The 18,479-nt window shown below is 63.2% G+C and carries 18 protein-coding genes and 1 pseudogene; 17 read left to right on the top strand and 2 right to left on the bottom strand.

Annotated elements, in window-relative coordinates:
• Positions 1–168 precede the first annotated feature (168 nt).
• The 6 genes from cysS to E6P07_RS12540 all read left to right on the top strand — a co-directional run bounded on the left by cysS (position 169) and on the right by E6P07_RS12540 (position 6,078).
• The gene (gene cysS / locus E6P07_RS12560; RefSeq protein ID WP_153975920.1) at positions 169–1,554 is read left to right on the top strand and encodes a cysteine--tRNA ligase; all 1,386 of its coding nucleotides are present in this window, start codon (positions 169–171) and stop codon (positions 1,552–1,554) included.
• Between the two features lie 214 nt (positions 1,555–1,768).
• The gene (locus E6P07_RS12555) at positions 1,769–2,149 is read left to right on the top strand and encodes a c-type cytochrome domain-containing protein (RefSeq protein ID WP_153975919.1); all 381 of its coding nucleotides are present in this window, start codon (positions 1,769–1,771) and stop codon (positions 2,147–2,149) included.
• Positions 2,150–2,946: 797 nt separating this feature from the next.
• Positions 2,947–3,183, top strand: a complete 237-nt coding sequence (locus E6P07_RS14250; RefSeq protein ID WP_425505167.1) for a hypothetical protein — start codon at positions 2,947–2,949, stop codon at positions 3,181–3,183.
• A 102-nt stretch (positions 3,184–3,285) separates the two neighbouring features.
• Positions 3,286–3,546, top strand: a complete 261-nt coding sequence (locus tag E6P07_RS12550; RefSeq protein WP_153975918.1) for an AbrB/MazE/SpoVT family DNA-binding domain-containing protein — start codon at positions 3,286–3,288, stop codon at positions 3,544–3,546.
• Positions 3,543–3,938, top strand: coding sequence for a type II toxin-antitoxin system VapC family toxin (locus tag E6P07_RS12545; RefSeq protein ID WP_162008644.1), 396 nt, complete (start codon positions 3,543–3,545; stop codon positions 3,936–3,938). Before E6P07_RS12550 ends, E6P07_RS12545 begins: the two co-directional genes overlap by 4 nt.
• A 193-nt stretch (positions 3,939–4,131) precedes the next feature.
• Positions 4,132–6,078, top strand: coding sequence for a transglycosylase SLT domain-containing protein (locus tag E6P07_RS12540; RefSeq protein WP_246172853.1), 1,947 nt, complete (start codon positions 4,132–4,134; stop codon positions 6,076–6,078).
• A gap of 185 nt (positions 6,079–6,263) precedes the next feature.
• Here E6P07_RS12540 and E6P07_RS12535 read toward each other — a convergent pair whose 3' ends face one another.
• Positions 6,264–8,837 carry a trypsin-like serine protease gene (locus E6P07_RS12535; protein ID WP_162008643.1) on the bottom strand — a complete coding sequence of 858 codons (2,574 nt, stop codon included), beginning with the start codon at positions 8,835–8,837 and terminating at the stop codon, positions 6,264–6,266.
• 241 nt (positions 8,838–9,078) lie between these two features.
• On the opposite strand from E6P07_RS12535, the gene E6P07_RS12530 reads away from it, so the two are divergent.
• From E6P07_RS12530 to E6P07_RS12510, 5 genes and pseudogenes are all read left to right on the top strand, one after another.
• A complete protein-coding gene (locus E6P07_RS12530; protein WP_153975915.1) occupies positions 9,079–10,212 on the top strand; it encodes a glycosyltransferase in 1,134 nt (377 codons plus the stop codon).
• A gap of 28 nt (positions 10,213–10,240) precedes the next feature.
• Positions 10,241–11,389: a ChaN family lipoprotein gene (locus E6P07_RS12525; protein ID WP_153975914.1), complete on the top strand. Its 1,149-nt coding sequence runs from the start codon at positions 10,241–10,243 to the stop codon at positions 11,387–11,389.
• 410 nt (positions 11,390–11,799) lie between these two features.
• A pseudogene (locus E6P07_RS12520) lies at positions 11,800–12,639 on the top strand (U32 family peptidase); the annotation flags it as partial.
• Between the two features lie 55 nt (positions 12,640–12,694).
• A complete protein-coding gene (locus E6P07_RS14245; protein ID WP_425505137.1) occupies positions 12,695–12,898 on the top strand; it encodes a zinc ribbon domain-containing protein in 204 nt (67 codons plus the stop codon).
• 109 nt (positions 12,899–13,007) lie between these two features.
• The gene (locus E6P07_RS12510) at positions 13,008–13,478 is read left to right on the top strand and encodes a U32 family peptidase C-terminal domain-containing protein (protein ID WP_246172852.1); all 471 of its coding nucleotides are present in this window, start codon (positions 13,008–13,010) and stop codon (positions 13,476–13,478) included.
• 17 nt (positions 13,479–13,495) lie between these two features.
• Here the strand turns inward: E6P07_RS12510 and E6P07_RS12505 are convergent, their stop codons facing one another.
• Positions 13,496–13,930 (bottom strand): YcgN family cysteine cluster protein, encoded by a 435-nt coding sequence (locus tag E6P07_RS12505; RefSeq protein ID WP_153975913.1) that lies wholly within the window; start codon positions 13,928–13,930, stop codon positions 13,496–13,498.
• 117 nt (positions 13,931–14,047) lie between these two features.
• On the opposite strand from E6P07_RS12505, the gene E6P07_RS12500 reads away from it, so the two are divergent.
• The 6 genes from E6P07_RS12500 (at position 14,048) to E6P07_RS12475 (ending at position 18,446) form a co-directional block, all read left to right on the top strand.
• Entirely contained in the window at positions 14,048–14,629 is a 582-nt protein-coding gene (locus tag E6P07_RS12500) for a methylated-DNA--[protein]-cysteine S-methyltransferase (protein ID WP_246172851.1), read from the top strand.
• Positions 14,611–15,504 (top strand): site-specific tyrosine recombinase XerD, encoded by an 894-nt coding sequence (gene xerD, locus E6P07_RS12495; RefSeq protein ID WP_153975912.1) that lies wholly within the window; start codon positions 14,611–14,613, stop codon positions 15,502–15,504. Before E6P07_RS12500 ends, xerD begins: the two co-directional genes overlap by 19 nt.
• Before the next feature lie 109 nt (positions 15,505–15,613).
• Positions 15,614–16,096 carry a YajQ family cyclic di-GMP-binding protein gene (locus E6P07_RS12490; RefSeq protein WP_153975911.1) on the top strand — a complete coding sequence of 161 codons (483 nt, stop codon included), beginning with the start codon at positions 15,614–15,616 and terminating at the stop codon, positions 16,094–16,096.
• Between the two features lie 12 nt (positions 16,097–16,108).
• Positions 16,109–16,855: a DsbC family protein gene (locus E6P07_RS12485; protein ID WP_153975910.1), complete on the top strand. Its 747-nt coding sequence runs from the start codon at positions 16,109–16,111 to the stop codon at positions 16,853–16,855.
• Positions 16,856–16,882: 27 nt separating this feature from the next.
• Complete coding sequence (locus E6P07_RS12480) at positions 16,883–17,665, top strand: PP2C family protein-serine/threonine phosphatase (protein WP_153975909.1); 783 nt, start codon at positions 16,883–16,885, stop codon at positions 17,663–17,665.
• A gap of 7 nt (positions 17,666–17,672) precedes the next feature.
• Positions 17,673–18,446, top strand: coding sequence for a queuosine precursor transporter (locus tag E6P07_RS12475; protein WP_153975908.1), 774 nt, complete (start codon positions 17,673–17,675; stop codon positions 18,444–18,446).
• Positions 18,447–18,479: the final 33 nt, after the last annotated feature.

Genomic DNA, 18,479 nt, shown 5'->3' with positions numbered 1-18,479 from the left:
TACGATGACAGGCGAGATATCTTAGTGCAATCGTCGTGGAGTTGCCTGACCGATCGCGTCTGGCGGACCGGTTTGGGCGCAGATGGATCGCCTACCAAGCCCGCGCCTTTGTTAACATGTAAATCTGCTGTCGTTTATTTCAAATCCCGCCATCCCGAAATCGCCGCGATGCTCCAGATCTACAACAGCCTGACCCGCCGGAAGGCGCCCTTCCAACCCATCGAACCCGGCCGGGTCCGGATGTATGTCTGCGGGATGACGGTCTATGACTACTGTCATCTCGGGCATGCGCGGGTGTTGGTGGTGTTCGACGTGGTCTATCGCTATCTGCGTGCGCTCGGCTATACGGTGACCTATGTCCGCAACATCACCGATATCGACGACAAGATCATCCGCCGCGCCAACGAGAACGGCGAGACCATCCAGTCCCTGACCGAGCGCTTCATCCAGGCCATGCACGAGGACGCCGCGGCGCTCGGCGTGCTTCCGCCAACCGAGGAGCCGCGCGCCACCGAGCACATCGGCGAGATCCTGAGTATGGTCCAAACCCTGATCGACAAGGGCTTCGCTTATGTCGCCGACAATGGCGACGTCTATTATGCCGTCAGTCGCTTTCCGGACTACGGCAAGCTCTCGGGCAAGTCCCCCTCAGAGCTGCGCGCTGGGGCGCGGGTCGAGATCGGCGAGGCCAAACGCGATCCGCTCGACTTTGTGCTCTGGAAGGCGGCCAAGCCCGGCGAGCCGGCCTGGGACTCGCCCTGGGGACCGGGGCGTCCTGGCTGGCACATCGAATGCTCGGCGATGAGCACCTGTGCCCTGGGCAACCATTTCGATATCCACGGCGGTGGGGCCGACCTCCAGTTTCCGCACCACGAAAACGAGATCGCCCAGTCCGAAGGCGCCACGGGCGAGCCCTTCGTCAATGTCTGGATGCACAACGGCTTTGTCCGCGTCAACGAAGAAAAGATGTCCAAATCGCTGGGCAATTTCTTCACGGTGCGCGAGATCCTGCGCCGCTATCGGCCCGAAGAGGTGCGTTATTTCATCCTCACCAGCCACTATCGCAGCCCGCTCAATTACGACGAGGGCGCACTCCAGCAGGCGCGTGCGGCCCTGACCCGGCTCTATACCGCACTGCGCAGGCTGCCCGAGTCTGCCCCAGCCGCGGGCGACCCCTTCCGTACCCGCTTCCGGGCGGCGATGGATGATGACTTCAACACCCCCGAGGCACTGGCCGTGCTTTTCGATCTGGCGCGTGAGGTCAATCGGCTCAGGTCCGATGACCCGGACCAGGCGGCGGCACATGGCGCCTTGTTGCGTGAGCTGGGTGACCTGCTGGGTCTGCTCCAGGACGATCCCGAGGCCTATCTACAAAGCGGCTTGGATGCAGGCGGCCTGAGCGATGCCGAGATCGAGGCCATGATCGAACGGCGCCGCGCCGCGCGCGCCAGCAAGGACTGGGTCGAGGCCGATCGTCTGCGCGCGGCGCTCACGGCGAACGGCATCGTGCTCGAGGATGGCCCCCAGGGCACGACTTGGCGACGGACTGGCTGAAATAATGCGCCGATCTGGGACAGGTTCACACAAAGTTTTGGCCTGGATCTATGGTTTCATGGGCCCGATCGGGTCTATGTTTGAGTCGTCAGCGACCATGCCCTCCACATGAATGTCGTGGGTCTTGAAAAGCGGTCGTGCCGTCGACTGAGCCGAGTGCTGATCGGCTTGCACCTCAAGTCGTTCTTTGTCCTATAACAACGAGATATCGAAGATGAACAAACACCTGTCCCGTTTTGCCGTTGGATTGCCCCTCATCCTGGTGGCCCTCAGTGGTTGCAAGCACTCCGGTGAAGTGAGCTTCGCCAGGGATGTCCAGCCCATTCTCAAGAAGCATTGTGTCGAGTGTCACCTGACCAATGGCCAGGGCCATGCCGCTAGCGGCTTCCTGGTCGAGTCCTACGACAGCGTGATGAAGGGCACCAGGTTCGGCCCCGTGGTTGTTCCAGGAGACGCCCTGTCGAGCAGTCTCTACCGTCTGGTGGCCGGAGAGGTGGATCCATCCATCCGGATGCCGCACCGCAAGGATCCCTTGCCGTCTGCTGAGCTCGTCGTCATCGAGCGTTGGATCAATCAGGGCGCCAAGAACAACTAAGACCCTTCAGAATAGCCACACGGATGTGATTCCAAAAGACAGGGCACGCCTCGCGTGCCCGAGGTAGACGCTGATTTATAAGGTTGACCGTAAACAACCCTCGACTGAAGTCGAAGGCTTTATTGTGAGACGCAGCAAACATGGTTGACCACATCCCCAACATTGGGCGTGTTTACAGCCGCCCTTGGTAGCGGGGCTCCGCTGCCAATCCGGGCCAGGTTTCGACTGGCGTTGCAGTCGGCGTGCGCCCGGAGACCACACTGTCTTATACACCACATGGTGCGCTTCGCGCACCCGCCATTCCTCCCGCGACTCAAGTCGCGGGTTTCCTTGCGGAGGGTCTATGAAGACCATCGGGCAAGAAGGCTGCAACACGCATCGAGCGGTCTTTACTGGAAGGCGTGAACGCTAGAACGATTTCGAACCCTGACCCTGTCAAGGTGGATCTCGACGAAGCGGGTCGGCGGGTTTGTTAGGGGCGCCGTAAGGCGCGATCGTAACACCCATCCCCGCATCAACCGCCCCAATCGCGGCTAAAGCCGCTCCGACGGGAGGCGTGGTTGGGGTAGGAGCGCCGTAAGGCGCGATCCACATCTGCTGTCTCGCCTGCGTCGGCTGTCGCGCCGAAAGAAGGGCTTAGCCCGCCGCAGAACGGCGGCGATCCGGCTCGCCCGGCGCCATGCCCGACTCGCCAACATCCGCCAGGGTGCCCTGCACAGGCTCAGGTCTGAGCTCAGGCGGAGGTTTCATCCTCGCGATCGAGGACCTGAAGCTGCCCGGCATGGTCAAGGACCGGCATAGAGAGGCTGCCGCGCTCGGTGCGCGCCTGGGTCTGCCCGGTCTGCGGTACAAGCCAAGATCGAGATCTGAAGGCGGCCAGGAACCCCCTTCCGGATGGTCTAGCCGTCCCGACGGCGCCTCCGGCGCGTTTTGCCGGACGTCACGCCCGTGGAGTGGAAGGGGCTGGCCGTTGTCGCAAGACAACGGCGAAACCGGCCTCAGTGAAGCAGGACGTCAGATTCGTTTATGCCTGAGCAGATTAAGTCTGATGGAACGGGAATTCACCATCCGCACGCTTGTCTATCAGACAGACAGTGGGTAAGTTGCCAGATCAATACGGGTATGGATGATTGTTCATGTATTCAATAAAAATGTCAGAAGGCGGCCGTGTTGTCGTGCCTGCAGAAGTACGCCGGGCACTGGGTGTGTCGGAAGGTGAAACGCTCGTGGGCGAACTGCGCGATGGCGAGTTCGTGTTGACGACCAAGCGCGCACGCATGGAAGCGGCGGTCAGGTATTTCCAGAAATTTTGTCCGCCGCAACCCGGGCGCTCCCTGGTCGATGAATTCATTGCCGAACGGCGCGCCGAAGCGGCACGCGAGGACGGCGACACGTGAGCTACGTGCTCGACACCTCGGCCCTGCTGGCCAAAGTCTATGGCGAGACCGGTGCAGCTCGCATCGAGTCGGCGTTGCTGGGCGACTCGTGCTTCATGTCGTCGGTCAATCTGGCCGAGTTTGCGAGCAAATGTGCCGATCAGGGCATGACACGAGCGGATGTGGAGATCGTTCTGGACGGTTTCGACATCGAGGCCGTGGATTTCGACGCCGATCTTGCCCTCGCCACCGGCGTCCTGCGCGCGTCCACCCGCCACCTGGGCCTCTCGCTTGGCGATCGAGCTTGCCTTGCGCTCGCCCAACGCCTGAACGCGACCGCGCTCACCGCCGATCGGGCCTGGAAGGCGATCGACCCGGCACTCGAACTCAAGATCGAATGTGTCTGCGATTGATGCCATGACCCCGGCCTAGGCCCCCATCAGCATCCCACTCGCCGCCCCCAGTCCCAAAACGAAACCAAGTGCCAGGAAGGCGCCGATGCAGACACCGACCAGAAATGAAAGGCTGACTACAATAATCGTTCGCATGTAAGAGGTTCCTTCAAGGGGCCAAATCGATGAGTCCGTCATTGTCGAGGCGATTGTTGTGTCCGCACGCCCTTCCGCCATCCTAACCCTTACGCTGTTCGCCGTCTCCTGCACCCTGGCCCTGGAGATCCGCGCCGACGCCCGCACGGATTTTCTCGCCGCCGAGTCGGCCCTCAAAGGCGGCGACCTGGAGACCTTTTGGACCCTGGCTGAGGGTCTGCGCGAAGATCCGCTTTATCCCTATCTGGTCTTCATGGAGCTGACACGCGATCTGGACCAGACGCCGGACTCAAGCCTCGAGTCCTTCCTCTCCGACTATCCAGATACCCCGCTGGCCGAACGGTTGCGTCCGATCTATCTAGGTCGGCTGGCCAAGGCCGGACGCTGGACAGACTATGCGCGTCTCTATCGTCCGGATGACTCGATCGAGCGCCATTGTCTTTTTCTGCGCGCACTGATCGAGACCGGGCGCGCCGAGGAGGCGCTGTCTAAGGTCGAACCGATCTGGTTAGTGGGCCGGTCACAGCCTAAGGAGTGTGACCCTGTGTTCGAGCACTGGATCAAGGCGGGACGGCTGACCACGGATCTGATCTGGGCGCGCGTCCGGCTGGCCCTGGAGGCCGGTCACCCAGGGCTGGCGCGTTATATCGGTCGGCAACTACCCGAGTCCGAGCGGCCCTGGTTAGAGCTCTGGCTCAGGGTCGATCGCACGCCCGAGCGCGTCCTCAGCGAGGACCCGCCTGAGGGGTCCCATCCGATGCGCGCCGCCATCCTCGCGCACGGGATCGCGACCATGATGCAGCCGGCCCGCGGGCAGCGTGCAGGCGGGCGCGATCCAGCGCCTGTGGTTGCGGCCTTGCAACGGCTCGAACCAATCCTAGACGAGGACCCGCGTGCCCGGGAGCGGGCCTATGGCGCGGTCGGACGTGCGCTGGCCGAATCTGGCGATCGCCTGGGGTTGCTCTACTGGGATGCCATCGCGCCAAATGCAGACAATCTGCCCGAGCAGGAACGTCGTCTGCGCATGGCCATCAGCCTCCGCGCCTGGGACTGGGTGGCCAAATGGATCGAGCGGATGCCTGAGTGTGAGATCAAGCGCGAGCGTTGGCTCTATTGGCTGGGCGTGGCCCAAAAGCTCCTTGGGCAGGCCGAGGTGGCCCAGGCGACCCTGACCGAGGCGGCACGTGAGCGCAGCTTTTGGGGCTTTATGGCGGCTGATCGTCTGGATCGGCCCTACAATCTCGAACACCGCCCGGTGCGGGTTGCGCCCGAGCAGATCCAGACCCTGGCCCAGGAACCGGCCTATCGACGCATCCTCGCGCTCGACCAGCTCAGGCGCGAGGTCGATGTCCGGCGCGAATGGCGCACGCTGGCCGGTCGGTTGGACGCGACAGGACTCATGGCCGCCGCCCGGCTGGCGCACGATCGCGGCTGGCACGATCAGGCCATCGCCATGCTCGCCCGCTCAGGCTATTGGGACGATCTGGAGATCCGCTTTCCGCTCGCCTATCGCGATCTAGCCGCCGAAGAGTCCTGGCAGGTCGGGATCGAGCCAGAGTGGATCCAGGCTGTGATGCGTCAGGAGAGCGTGTTCGACCATGCCATCGCCTCGCCGGCGGGGGCGCTCGGCCTGATGCAGCTGATGCCGAAGACCGCTGCACAACTGGCCACTGAACTGGGTCTTGCCCGACCCTCGCGCTGGGATCTGCTCAATCCAGTGCTCAATATCCGGCTTGGCAGTGCCTATCTGACCCGGATGCGAGACCGTTTCGGCCATGCGGCCCTGGCCACGGCGGCCTACAATGCCGGTCCAGCGCGTGTCGATGGTTGGTTGCCCGAGACCTGTATGGACGCCGATCTCTGGATCGCGCTCATCCCCTTTGCTGAGACGCGCCACTATGTCGAGCGTGTCTTAAGCTACCGGATCATCTATGCCGAGCGGCTTGGGCTGGAGCCGCGACGCCTGCGCGAATTCCTGCCGCCTGTGCCCGGACGCGCCCCTTGAAGGAGGGCAGGACGCCCGACGACGACCCCAAAGCCCGGTCGGTTGCGTTGCGAGCCGTGCGAGCCCCGCAGAGGCGCGAGGGCCGGGTGACGGTTGTCTCGCCGTCGAGTGCGCGCTAAGCGCGAGCTTATTTCAAACCACCGGCTGAGCAAGAGATCCGCGCTCGCCCAGCCGGCGATCCCCGATCAGGGCGTGCAAGCCGCACACAGCGAACGCGGCTGCATGGGTCTAAACAGCGCCTTGACGCTCTGGGCCTGGGTCATACTGACCTCACAGGTAGTGTCCTTGCCGCTACAGGCCCCCTGCCAACCGTCGAAGAATGATCCATGATCCGGTTGGGCGATCAGGGTCACGCGCGTGTCCTTGGCATAGCGACCGACGCAGACACCGCCACAGTCGATCACGCCCGGCCCCACGTCCGAGCTGAAATCAAGCCCTGTGGTCGTCTCCATCCAGTCGACATAGTTGGCCAGGCGCGTATAGACGGCGCGGTCATCCGTCAAGAGGGTGCAATCGTTGATCCTATCTGTGTAATCATTGGGATCGGTCATCCGATTGATCAGTGTGCCCTGATTGGGACGCGACCAACTCACGATCCCCGCCTGCACATAGCCGCCGCGCTTGTTGCTCACCACCAGCGGGCTACCGTCTTCCAGTTGACAGGCGCCATTGGCGGGCGTCGAACGTGCGCAGATCATGTTGCTGGTGATGCGGATGTTTCTATCGTCCCCTTCATACTGCCGGCAGTCGTTGGGGCTGACGATCCTGGCCTCCTGACCCTTGAGCACGGTCATCGAATAACCGGACGCCTCGCACATCTCGGCCTTTCCCCAGCCCGTGATCAGGCCGCGCGTATTGATGCAGGCGAGCGCCTCCTCGCGTTCACAGGTGACGGGGCGGATCGGCTCGGCCCAGACCGGTTCCTTGAGCTCCAGCAGCGCAATGTCGCTGTCGCCCGTGACGGGATCGAACTTGGGATGCTTGACGATCCGCTTGACCTTGGATACCTGGCCACCGCAATCGGGTCGGCTGGAGCCGGTGCGCACCTCGATCGCCGAGGGCGCAACCGTGGTGAAGCGCCCATCGATGTCATCGACCACGCAATGGGCCGCAGTCAGGATCCAGTTGGGATGGACCACCGAGCCACCGCAGGTCCAGTCGCCATTCAAACGCCAGGTGCTGATGGTCAGCCGTGCCTGCCAGGGCCATTCGGGCTGGGACTCCACCGGACCCGAGGGGGGATCGGGCTGGGTCGCCGGCGGCGTGTCATCGGCCGCGCGGACGGCGATCGCCGTGACGCGCCCATCACCGCCACCGATCTTGTGGACGCTGAGCGGCAGATTGTTCATATCCGGATCCAGCCAGGGCTTCACCCATTGATAGTAATTGGCAAAGGCGCCGTCGACCGTGACGTTGGAGACCGAATCACAGAAGTCGTCGATGTTGAAGCCACAGACCCCATAGGCCTGACCGACGACCTGCCCGCTGGCCGTCAACAGCGGGGCACCACTGCTGCCCGGCTCGACCGCGCCGACGACATTGCGGCTGAAGATATAGGCACCGCGCGGCAGGGTCGTGGCAGCGCAGTACTGGATTGGATCGATCCCGCTGTCGACTTGATGGGTTGAGAAGGACTGCGGTGCGCGCCTGGGATGACTCAGGCGAAAGAGCATGGCCCCATTGGACCAGGCCACGGGCGTGCTGGTCCAGCCCAGATACCAGGCATCGGCAGGCGGCGGCTCATCGAGGAGCAGGAGACTATGATCATCGACAGACGAGTTCTGGATCAGGGTCGCACCCAGGGTGGTGAAGGTACCAGGCGGCACCGGTTGACAGCCAAGATTGCAGTCTGGTGTCCGGTAATCGAACCAGGCCTCGACCGTGGCCGCGACATCTGGATCATTCACACAGTGATCGGCCGTGAGGAGATAGGGGATGGTGGTGTTCGGGTCGGTATCGGCCAACAACCCAGCGCTACAGGCATAGCCCCAGCCATCCTCAATGAAGTTGATGTAGGCGACCGCCTTGCGCACCTTGTCGATCTCAGGCCAGTCGGTGGCCGTGGCACAGGAGGCATCCTGGATGCAGGGGGCATTAGGACAGAACTCAGGTGGCAATGGATAGCGCAGCATGGCCGAGGCGATGGTAAAGCGCACAGCGTCCGAATCCTCTTCGGCGACCTCGACCTGGAGATAGAGTTGATCACCGGTGAAGGTGTGCGTCCATAGGCGCTCACCGACGTTCGCATAGCTGTGCAGGTCGCCGGCGTCGTTATAGAGATGGATCTTGGCGCCCTTCGGTAGCTGGATGTTGTCTAGGAGCAGCCGCGTTCCGCTGGAATCGACGGTATCCAGACGCATGACCCAGTTGAGTTTACCCTCGGCGACGCGCACGAGGCCCTTGGCAAAGGAGTAGGTCTGATCGCCCATGGACTTGACATCGATGGGCTTGAGATCGATGGCGATGTCGATCGGCTTGACGGCCCCCACCATGAAGGGCTTGCCCGAGACAGCGGCCTCGGCATTCAGGCTCAGGCGCTTTTTGTCCTCATCGGTCAGTGCGAGCGTGGCGGCGGCCGAGGATGGTGCAAGCCCCAGGCGACCTCTGAGCTGTTGTGCCGTCACCGTCGATATTGGGGTGGATGACGCCTGGTTGGCGACGCCTGGTGGTTGCAGCTGAACCTCAGCCGCTGACACGGCCCCTGAGACAACCAGCAAGAGGATCGGGATCAATCTCCCGGTCAGCGTGTTTCTGTCCATCACAAGGCTCCTGTTTTTGAGACACCCAGGCATGGGTTTCGGTGAATCGCGGGAGCAGGTGATCCCAAGGTTAGACCAAGGACTGGATTCGTGCGCCAATTCACACCAAACTGCGTTCGGCAGACCGGCTGTGGTTTATGATGTCTCACCGGAATCCAGCACCACGTAGCGCCCTGACTGGAGAGCATAGCGCGTCTCTTGGACAGGCGCGACATGTGGAAAACGTGCCACAGGCTACCTCATGCCCGCTCAGGACTCATCAAGCGACCAGCGCCCGATCGCCGTCTTCGCCTCCTTCTCGGGCGCAGGCGGGGTCGAGCGGATGCTGATCCATCTGTTGCAGGGTTTCGTCGCGCTAGGCGAGCGGGTGGAGCTGGTGTTGATCCGTGACGAGAGTCCGCATCTGGCACACTGTCCGGAAGCGGTCGAGCGGGTGCGACTGCACGCGCGCCAGACGTTGCTGGCCGTGCCCGAGCTGGCCGGTTATCTGCGCGCGCGCCGACCGCGCGCCCTTCTGGCAGCCAAGGATCGCGCCGGACGCGCTGCCGTGCTGGCACGCGCCCTGAGCGGCGTAGATACGCGGCTGGTGCTGCGACTCGGGACCAACCTCTCGACCGCCATGGCCGAGCGTGGTGCCTTCGAGCGCTGGCTGCGCTACTGGCCGATCCGCCGGCTCTATCCGGCGCTCGACAGCATCGTCGCCGTCTCCGAGGGTGTGGCCGAGGACACGGCGCGCCTCGCCCGGATCCCGCGCACGCGGATCCGGGTCATCCGCAATCCGGTCATCACGCCGAATCTCTACGAAGCCGCCGCCGCCCCCTGCCCACATCCATGGCTGGCGCCTGGACAGCCGCCAGTCATCATGGGTGCAGGGCGGTTTCAGCGCCAGAAGGACTTCCCGACCCTGATCCGTGCCTTCGCCCGTCTCCGGGCCGAGCGCGACTGTCGGCTGATGATCCTGGGTGAGGGCGGGGGGCGCAGAAGACTGGAGGCGCTGATCGCCGAACTGGGACTGGACGCCGATGTCGCCCTGCCGGGATTCCAGACCCAGCTTCCGGCCTATCTGGCACGCGCGGCCTTGTTCGTGCTTTCATCGGTCTGGGAGGGCTCGCCGAACGTGCTCACCGAGGCACTGGCACTCGGTGTGCCGGCGGTTGCGACTGATTGCCCGAGCGGTCCGTCCGAGATCCTGGCCGGCGGGCGTCATGGGCCGCTGGTGCCGGTGGGCGATGTCGCGGCGCTGACCGCGGCGATGCGCGAGACACTGGACCATCCGCCCCCGGCGTCCGAATTGCGCGCCGCCGTGGCCGAGTACGAATGGATGCGCAGCGCACGGGCCTATCTGGAGGCGCTGGATAGATCGGCGTCGGTCTGAATCCTGTTACATCCCAAAGGGGTAGCGCATGTTGCATCGAATCCATGACAGACTGACGTGGGCGTTCATCCTCGTGATGGCGGGCAACCTGACCCTGGCCGGTGAGTTGCCCATGTCGTCACTCCAGGGCAACCCGACACGGGTGCTGGAGAGCGCGCATCTGACCGACATGGATGCGCTGATCGAGCGTCTGGACGACAAACGCGTGATCTTCGTCGGCGAGCAGCACGACCGCTACGCCGATCATCTCAACCAGGCGGCCATCATCGAAGGTCTGCTGGCGCGTGGTCGCTCGGTGGCGATCGGGATGGAGATGTTCCAGCAGCCCTATCAGCCGGCGCTCGACGCCTATGTCGTCGGTGAGATCGACGAGGCCGAGCTGCTGCGTCGCACCCAGTATTTCGACCGCTGGCGCTTCGACTACCGGCTCTATCGTCCCATCCTGCGTCTGGCGCGTGCCCATCGGGTCCCGCTGATTGCGCTCAATCTCGAATCCGAGCTCACACGCCGGGTCGGCGACGGCGGCATCGCAAGCCTGAGCGAGTCCGAGCGCGCGCGTCTGCCCGAAATCGATCGTTCGGACCTGGATTACCGCCTCCGGCTGAAAGCCGTCTTCGATCGCCATCCACCCGAGCAGCGGCGCGACTTCGAGCATTTCCTAGAGGTCCAGCTCCTCTGGGACGAGGGCATGGCCGAGCGTGCCGCGCGCTACCTGGCCGAGCACCCCGAACGCACGCTGGTCGTGATCAGCGGCGACGGCCACATCGAATACGGTCAGGGTATCCCCAAGCGGCTCGCCCGCCGCCTGCCGGTCCCTATGGCCACGCTGCTCGATGGCCAGGGGCGCACACCGGATCCGCGTGTCGCCGACTTCTTCCTCTATCCGGATCCGGTCGAACTGCCGCCCACGGGCAAACTCGGCATACTGCTCGGCCAGCCGGCGCCCGAGGGCGGGATGGTGATCGATGGCTTTGCCGAAGACAGCGGCGCGCAAACGGCGGGTCTGCAAACCGGCGATCGCCTCGTCCGGGTCGGTGGACAGCCGATCGCAAGCTATGCGGACATCCGTCTCGCCCTGCTTGATGCCGCACCTGGTACCAAGACCGAGGTCGAGGTGCTGCGTCCGCGCCGCTTTGGTGGTGATGAACGGCTGAGGGTCGAGGTGGAATTACGCTGATATTATTATCCGGCCCTATTAACCAGGCCCTTAAAAATAGACTGGTCATGATTAGGATATCAGGGCAGCCTGAGCAAGCCCTTCTCCCGCCGGAGGGAGACGGATGGGGATGAGGGCTCCTCCCGTAGGAGCGGCTTTAGCCGCGATGGGGGCGGTGGTTGAGGCAGGGATGGGTGCGACGATCGCGCCTTACGGCGCCCCTAAAAAACCCGCCGACCCGCTTTGCCGAGATCTACCTCCATACAGGGCCAGGGCTTGAAAGCGTCCTATCGTTCACGGACCGCTCGAGGCGTGTGGCAGCCTTTTGGCCCGAGGGTCTTGATGGGCCACCTTCAATAGTCTTCGTAGCGTACTGCGGACATGGCCGTGATGACGGCCATCTCGCACCACACCACAGGCCAAGCACCAACTTGACTCCGACTCCCCGAAAGACCCCCGAACTCCTGTCCCCAGCCGGAACACTCCGCAATCTGAGTTATGCGCTCGCCTATGGAGCCGATGCCGTCTATGCCGGCGTGCCACGCTACAGTCTGCGCGTGCGCAACAACGACTTCGATCTGGCCAATCTGGCCACTGGGATCGAGCGGGCCCACCAACAGGGCAAACGACTCTATCTGGCCGCCAATCTCATGCCGCACGGGGCCAAGCTCAAGACCTTCATCGACGACCTGCGGCCCATCGTCGAACTGGAGCTAGACGGGCTGATCATGGCCGATCCGGGCCTGATCCTGCTCGCACGCGAGCACTGGCCCGATCTGCCGATCCATCTCTCGGTGCAGGCCAACACGGTCAACGCCGCCGCCGTGCGCTTCTGGCAGCGGCAGGGGCTCAAGCGTGTCATCCTCTCGCGTGAGCTATCCCTGGCAGAGATCGCCGAGATCCGGGACGCCTGTCCCGACATGGAACTCGAAGTCTTCGTCCATGGCGCGCTTTGCATCGCCTATTCAGGGCGCTGTCTGCTCTCGGGGTATTTCAATCATCGCGACGCCAACCAGGGTGCCTGCACCAACGCCTGCCGCTGGGAGTATCGTCTGGGTAAGGCGGATGTCGGGGCCAAGACCGCGCCGGCACAGCGTCATCCGGCCGCCGAGTCGGTCTATCTGCTGGAAGAGTCCAAACGCCCCGGCGATTACATGCCGATCTTCGAGGACGAGCACGGCACCTATATCCTCAATTCACGCGATCTGTGCGCCATCGAGCATGTCGAGCGCTTGGTGGCCATGGGGATCGACTGTCTCAAGATCGAGGGGCTCGACCAGTTTCGTTAATAGTTGAACTTTTTTGCGAGAATGTTGTAATATCTGCATGTCCGCAAGATGGTCATGCCTCCAAGAGGCCGCCGAGTTCTTAGGGGTGTGTCCTCAGACGCTGTCGGTGCGTGAGTGGACGTGTCCGGATTGCGGAAGTATCCACGACCGCGATGTGAACGCGGCGATCAATCTGAAAAAGTGGCCGAGAGTTCGGTTGGCGGCTGCCAGCCCTTTCAGCGACAAGCTGATTGCTCGGTGACAGCCTGTGGAGAGGTGGGCTCTGGCCTTGGGCACGCTCAAGGCGAAACCGGCCTCTGCGAAGCAGGAAGTCAGCTTTGTTCCTGTGTGAACAGGAATGAGTAAGTCTGATGGAACGGCGCACCAAGTCGCACTACTATGTCGCACGCGCCACTCAGGCCTATCGCGCTGCCATCGACGATGCCCTGGCCGGTCGCCCCTTCAGGCCCGAACTCAAGCGCGATCTAGAGGGACTGGCCAATCGCGGCTATACCGAGGGCTTTTATCGTCGCCATGCCCCGGACGAGACCCAGAACTATGGCGATGGCACCTCGCGCCATCAGCGCCGGATCTTCATCGGCGACCTGAGGGATGCCGCGCCGGGCTGGGTTGAGGTCGAGGTCAGGAACCGATTCGCGCTCGGTGATACCCTGGAGCTGATGACACCGAACGGGAAGCGGATCTTCCGGCTGGAGCAGCTCACGACCCCGAGCGGCGAGCCGCTGGAGGTCGCGCCCGGCTCAGGCTGGCGGGTGCGTATTCCAGTGCCTGAACCCGTCGGCGAGATGGCCCTGCTGACGCGCGTCCTGGAGTCGGGTTGAAGCGCGCGACTATAAGGCTAACGAATCCAGTCGATGAGGTTCATGAGTGGATCCTCGCCCGTCTCAGGTCCGATGACCCGCCCACGTACGCTCTGACCGGCCTCCAGGACCGAGTCCGGATCGCCGCTGATGAGCGGATGCCAGCTCGGCAGCGGTTTGCCCTCGGCCAGGAGCCGATAGGCGCAGGTCTCCGGCAGCCAGTTGGGCCAGACCAGCACCTGGGGGACGAGGGTCACGCAATCGGGCATGTACCGGGCGCGCTCGGCGTAGCGACGGCAGCGGCAGGTCTCCAGATCGAGCAGGGCGCAGGCCACGCGCGAGTAGACGATGTTGCCGGTCTCCTCGTCTTCGAACTTCTCCAGACAGCACTTACCGCAGCCGTCGCAGAGCGACTCCCATTGCTCGGCGGTCAGTTCGTTCAGGGGCGTGGTTTCCCAAAAGCGTTCGTTCATCGGGCGATGTCTCGTGTTTGGTATGGCGGCCATGGATCATGGCCAGTGAGACTGGATCGGGACACCGATTCTGAGGCCAGTATACCCGTCCGTCGACCCTATTACCGATGATCCCTGATGCCGAGCGCCATCGACGCGCGGGAGAGCGAGATGACATCCGACGATGCCCAATGTCTGATCGAGACGCCGCTGGGTTGGTTGGGTCTGCATTGGCGGGGCGATGTCCTGACCGGCATCGATCTGGACCCGCCACCAACCCATCACCCACCACCCTCAGGATGTGAGCCGCCACCCTCGATCACGCGCCGACTCGAGGCCTATTTCAGCGCGCCCGACACCCCCTTTGATCTGCCGCTGGAATTGAACGGAACCCGGTTTCAGCAACGGGTGTGGGCGCTGTTGCGCACCATTCCCGTCGGCCAGACATGCACCTATGGCGAGATCGCCCGCGAACTCGGCAGTGCGGCGCGCGCCGTCGGGCAGGCCTGTCGCGCCAATCCCTGTCCCATCGTGGTGCCCTGTCATCGGGTCGTCGGTCGGCATGGGCTAGGCGGCTTCGCCGGAGACCGGACGGGCCGGCGGCTTGCCATCAAGCGCTGGCTGCTGGAACACGAGGGCGTTTTACGGTATTCAACGCCGACCGACAGCACGCTCGGGCCGACGCCCGCCCTGAAGACCGGATGGACGACCGAACACTGATCGAAGGTTTCGCCGACGCGCTCTGGCTGGAGCGCGGCCTAAGCCAGAACACGCTCGCGGCCTATCAATCCGATCTGCGTGCCTTTGCCCAGTGGCTGAGTGAGGAGCGCGGACGTGCACTGCTCGAGGCCGAGCGCGCCGATCTGCTCGACTATCTGACCCGGCTCGCCCAGCAGGGCCGCAACCCGCGATCCAGTGCCCGTCTGCTTTCCTGTCTGCGCCAGTTCTATCAGTATCTGCGCCGGCGCGGCCTGATCGAGGCCGATCCCAGTGCCCGTGTCGAGGCACCCAAACTCGGGCGCCCCTTGCCCAAGAGTCTGAGTGAGGCCGAGGTCGAGGCCCTGCTCAACGCACCGGACACCGAAGACGCACGCGGCCATCGCGACCGCACCATGCTGGAGGTGCTCTACGCCAGCGGTCTGCGCGTGAGCGAACTGGTCAACCTCACCCCTGGTCAGGTGAATCTGACCCAGGGCGTGGTGCGCATCCTCGGTAAGGGTGGCAAGGAACGCCTGGTCCCGCTCGGTGAGGACGCCTGCGACTGGTTGCGCGACTATACGCGCGGTCCGCGGCTCGACATCCTCGGCGGACGGGTCAGCGACTTCCTGTTTCCGACCCGCCGTAGCGACTGCATGACCCGCCAAGCCTTCTGGCAGCTCATCAAGCGCTATGCCATCCAGGCCGGGATCCGCAAGCCGCTCTCGCCCCATACCCTGCGCCACGCCTTCGCCACCCATCTGCTCAATCATGGCGCAGATCTGCGCGTGGTGCAGATGCTGCTTGGTCATAGCGATCTCTCGACCACCCAGATCTATACCCATGTGGCGCGCGAACGGCTCAAACAGCTCCATGCTCGCCATCACCCCCGTGGCTGACGGCTGAAGACCAAAAGCACCCCAATCCCAGGACACCACAACCCCTCCGAATGGGTTAACATTCAAGTCATCCGTCACTTTACACCGCCCTACCGAGGGTGTACCGGTCATGCCTTCCTTCGATGTCGTCTCCGAGATCGATCTGCAAGAGGTGCGCAACGCGGTCGATCAGTCCAATCGCGAGATCGGTACCCGCTTCGATTTTAAGGGTGTCAAAGCCAGTTTCGATCTGAGCGACGACAGGATCCTGCTCAATGGCGAGCAGGAGTTCCACCTCCAGCAGATGATGGATATCCTGCGCCAGAAGCTGGTCAAACGCGGAATCGACCTGGCGAGCCTTGATCCCGGCGAACCCGTGACCAATCTGAGCCGTGCACGTCAGGAGATCCGGCTCAAGCAGGGCGTCGACTCAGACACCGCCAAGGCACTGGTCAAGGCCGTCAAGGCGAGCAAGATCAAGGTGCAGGTCCAGATCCAGGGCGATCAGCTCCGCGTCACCGGCAAGAAGCGCGACGATCTCCAGGAGGTCATCGCGCTCCTGCGTGGCGGTGACTGGGGTCTACCGTTACAGTTCAACAACTTCCGCGATTAGGGTTCCGAGATCATGAACAGATTCATCCAACGCCTTTTGATGGCCGCTGCGCTCGCCTGCTCGACCAGCAGCCTGACCCTCGCTGCACCTGATCAGGCCGAGCACAAGATCCGCGCGGCGCTCAAAGAGGTTGCACCCGACCTCAAGATCACCAGCATCCAGCCTGCGCCGATCCAAGGACTCTACGAGGTCATGGCCGGCCCCAATCTGATGTACATCACCGCCGATGGTCGTCACTTTATCAGCGGCCCAATCGTCGATCTCAAGACGCGCGAGGATCTCACCGAACCGCGTTTGGCCCAGGCGCGCAAACAACTCGTCGATGCCGTTGGCGAGGACGCCATGGTGATCTTTGGTGACAAGGGCGCCAAGCACACCGTCACCGTCTTCACCGACATCGAGTGCGGCTACTGTCGCAAGCTGCACAGCCAGATCGCCGACTACGAGAAGGAAGGCATCCGGGTGCGTTATCTGTTCTTCCCGCGCGCCGGCAAGGGCAGCGAGTCGTTCGACGAGGCCGTCTCGGTGTGGTGCGCCGGTGACGAAGAGGCCCGTCGCACGGCCTTGACCAAGGCCAAGGCCGGTGAGTCGATTCCCTCCAAGACCTGTGACAACCCGGTCGACGAGCACATGGCGCTCGCCGCCGACTTCGGTCTGCGCGGCACCCCAGCGATCATCACGGATCGTGGCGAGCTGATCCCCGGCTATGTCGAGCCCAAGCGCCTGGCCGCCAAGCTCAATGGTCAGCCGAGCGACTGAGCGCCTGTCCGCCACGAGCACGCCATGATGGACATCGAGCCTGTCAGTGCCTTCGCACTCGACTTTTCCTGGCGCACCGATCAGGGGCGGGTGCGCCAGCGCAACGAAGACGCCGTGATCGTGCGTCCAGAGTTTGGTCTGGTCGTGGTCGCCGATGGTGTCGGCGGGGCCACGGCCGGTCATGTCGCCAGCCGACTGGCCACTGAGACCATCGCCAATCGCTTCAACAGGCGTGTCGGCGTCAGCGCTACTGCCGAGAAGGCGCGACTCTATCTCCAGGCCGCCGTCGAGGAGGCCAATATCGCCATCCTGCGCCACGCCGAGGAGAACCACGCCTGCGTCGGCATGGGGACGACCGTGGTCGTGGGCGCGGTTGGCCTGGACTGGCTGGCCTTTGCCTATGTCGGCGACTCGCGTCTCTACCGGTTGCGTAATGATGAACTGATCCAGCTCTCGCGCGACCACTCCTTTATCCAAGAGGTCGTCGATCAGGGGTTTTTCAGCTCGCGCGAGGATGCCCGACGCTACGGGATCGGCGAAAACATCCTGACCCGCGCCCTGGGGACGGCGCCAAGTGTGGCGGTTTCGTCCGATGTGATCGCGATCGACAGCGGTGATCTCTTTCTGTTCTGCACCGATGGGCTGAGTGGTCTGGTTCCGGATGACTGGCTGATGCAGATTCTGAGCTCGATCGGGGACGAAACCCTTGAGTCGGCGGCCGATGCCTTGGTGCGGTTGGCCAATGAGCGCGGCGGGACCGACAACATCACGCTCGCCCTGTTGCGCATCGGGGCGCGTCTGGCGGTTTGAGGGCCGGATGTTCGACCGCTCGACCAAGCTGTTCATCGTCCTCGGTGGTTTCTTCGTCTGCAACGCCCTGATCGCCGAGTTCCTGGGTGTGAAGATCTTCGCCCTTGAACCGACCCTGGGACTGGCGCCATTCGGTTGGAACCTCTTCGGTCAATCTGGCTCACTGAGCTTCACCGCCGGTGTGCTGCTCTGGCCGGTGGTGTTCATCATGACCGACATCATCAACGAATACTACGGACGGCGTGGGGTGAAGCTGCTTTCTTATCTCACGGTCGGGCTTATCCTCTATGCCTTCGGTTTTGCCTATCTATCGATCGGGCTGGCGCCTGCCGACTGGTGGATTGGGATCCAGTCCGGGCAGGGCGTGCCGGACATGCAGGCGGCCTTCAGTGCCATCTTTGGCCAAAGCCTGTGGATCATCATCGGCTCGGTGGTCGCCTTCCTGATCGGTCAGATCGTCGATGTAGCCGTCTTCCATCGCATCCGGCGTTTTACGGGGGAACGCTCTCTCTGGGCGCGCGCAACGGGATCGACGCTCATCTCGCAGTTCATCGACAGCTTTGTGGTGCTCTATGTCGCCTTTGTGCTGGGGCCGCAGCAATGGTCGATGGGGCTGTTCCTCGCGGTGGGCACGGTGAACTATGTCTATAAGTTCATCATTGCCATCGCACTCACACCCCTGATCTATCTCGGGCACGCCCTGATCGATCGCTATCTGGGCGATGAGGTCTCTCGGCTGCTTCGTGAGCGCGCAATGGTCGATCAGGTGAGCGGACCCTGAGACGGCTCGCGCATCGGTACGCGATCCCAGCAC

It is taken from the genome of Thermochromatium tepidum ATCC 43061, assembly GCF_009664085.1.
Lineage (GTDB): Bacteria > Pseudomonadota > Gammaproteobacteria > Chromatiales > Chromatiaceae > Thermochromatium > Thermochromatium tepidum.
Note: the sequence above shows the minus strand (reverse complement) of the source record. Positions and strands in the feature narration are given on the sequence as shown.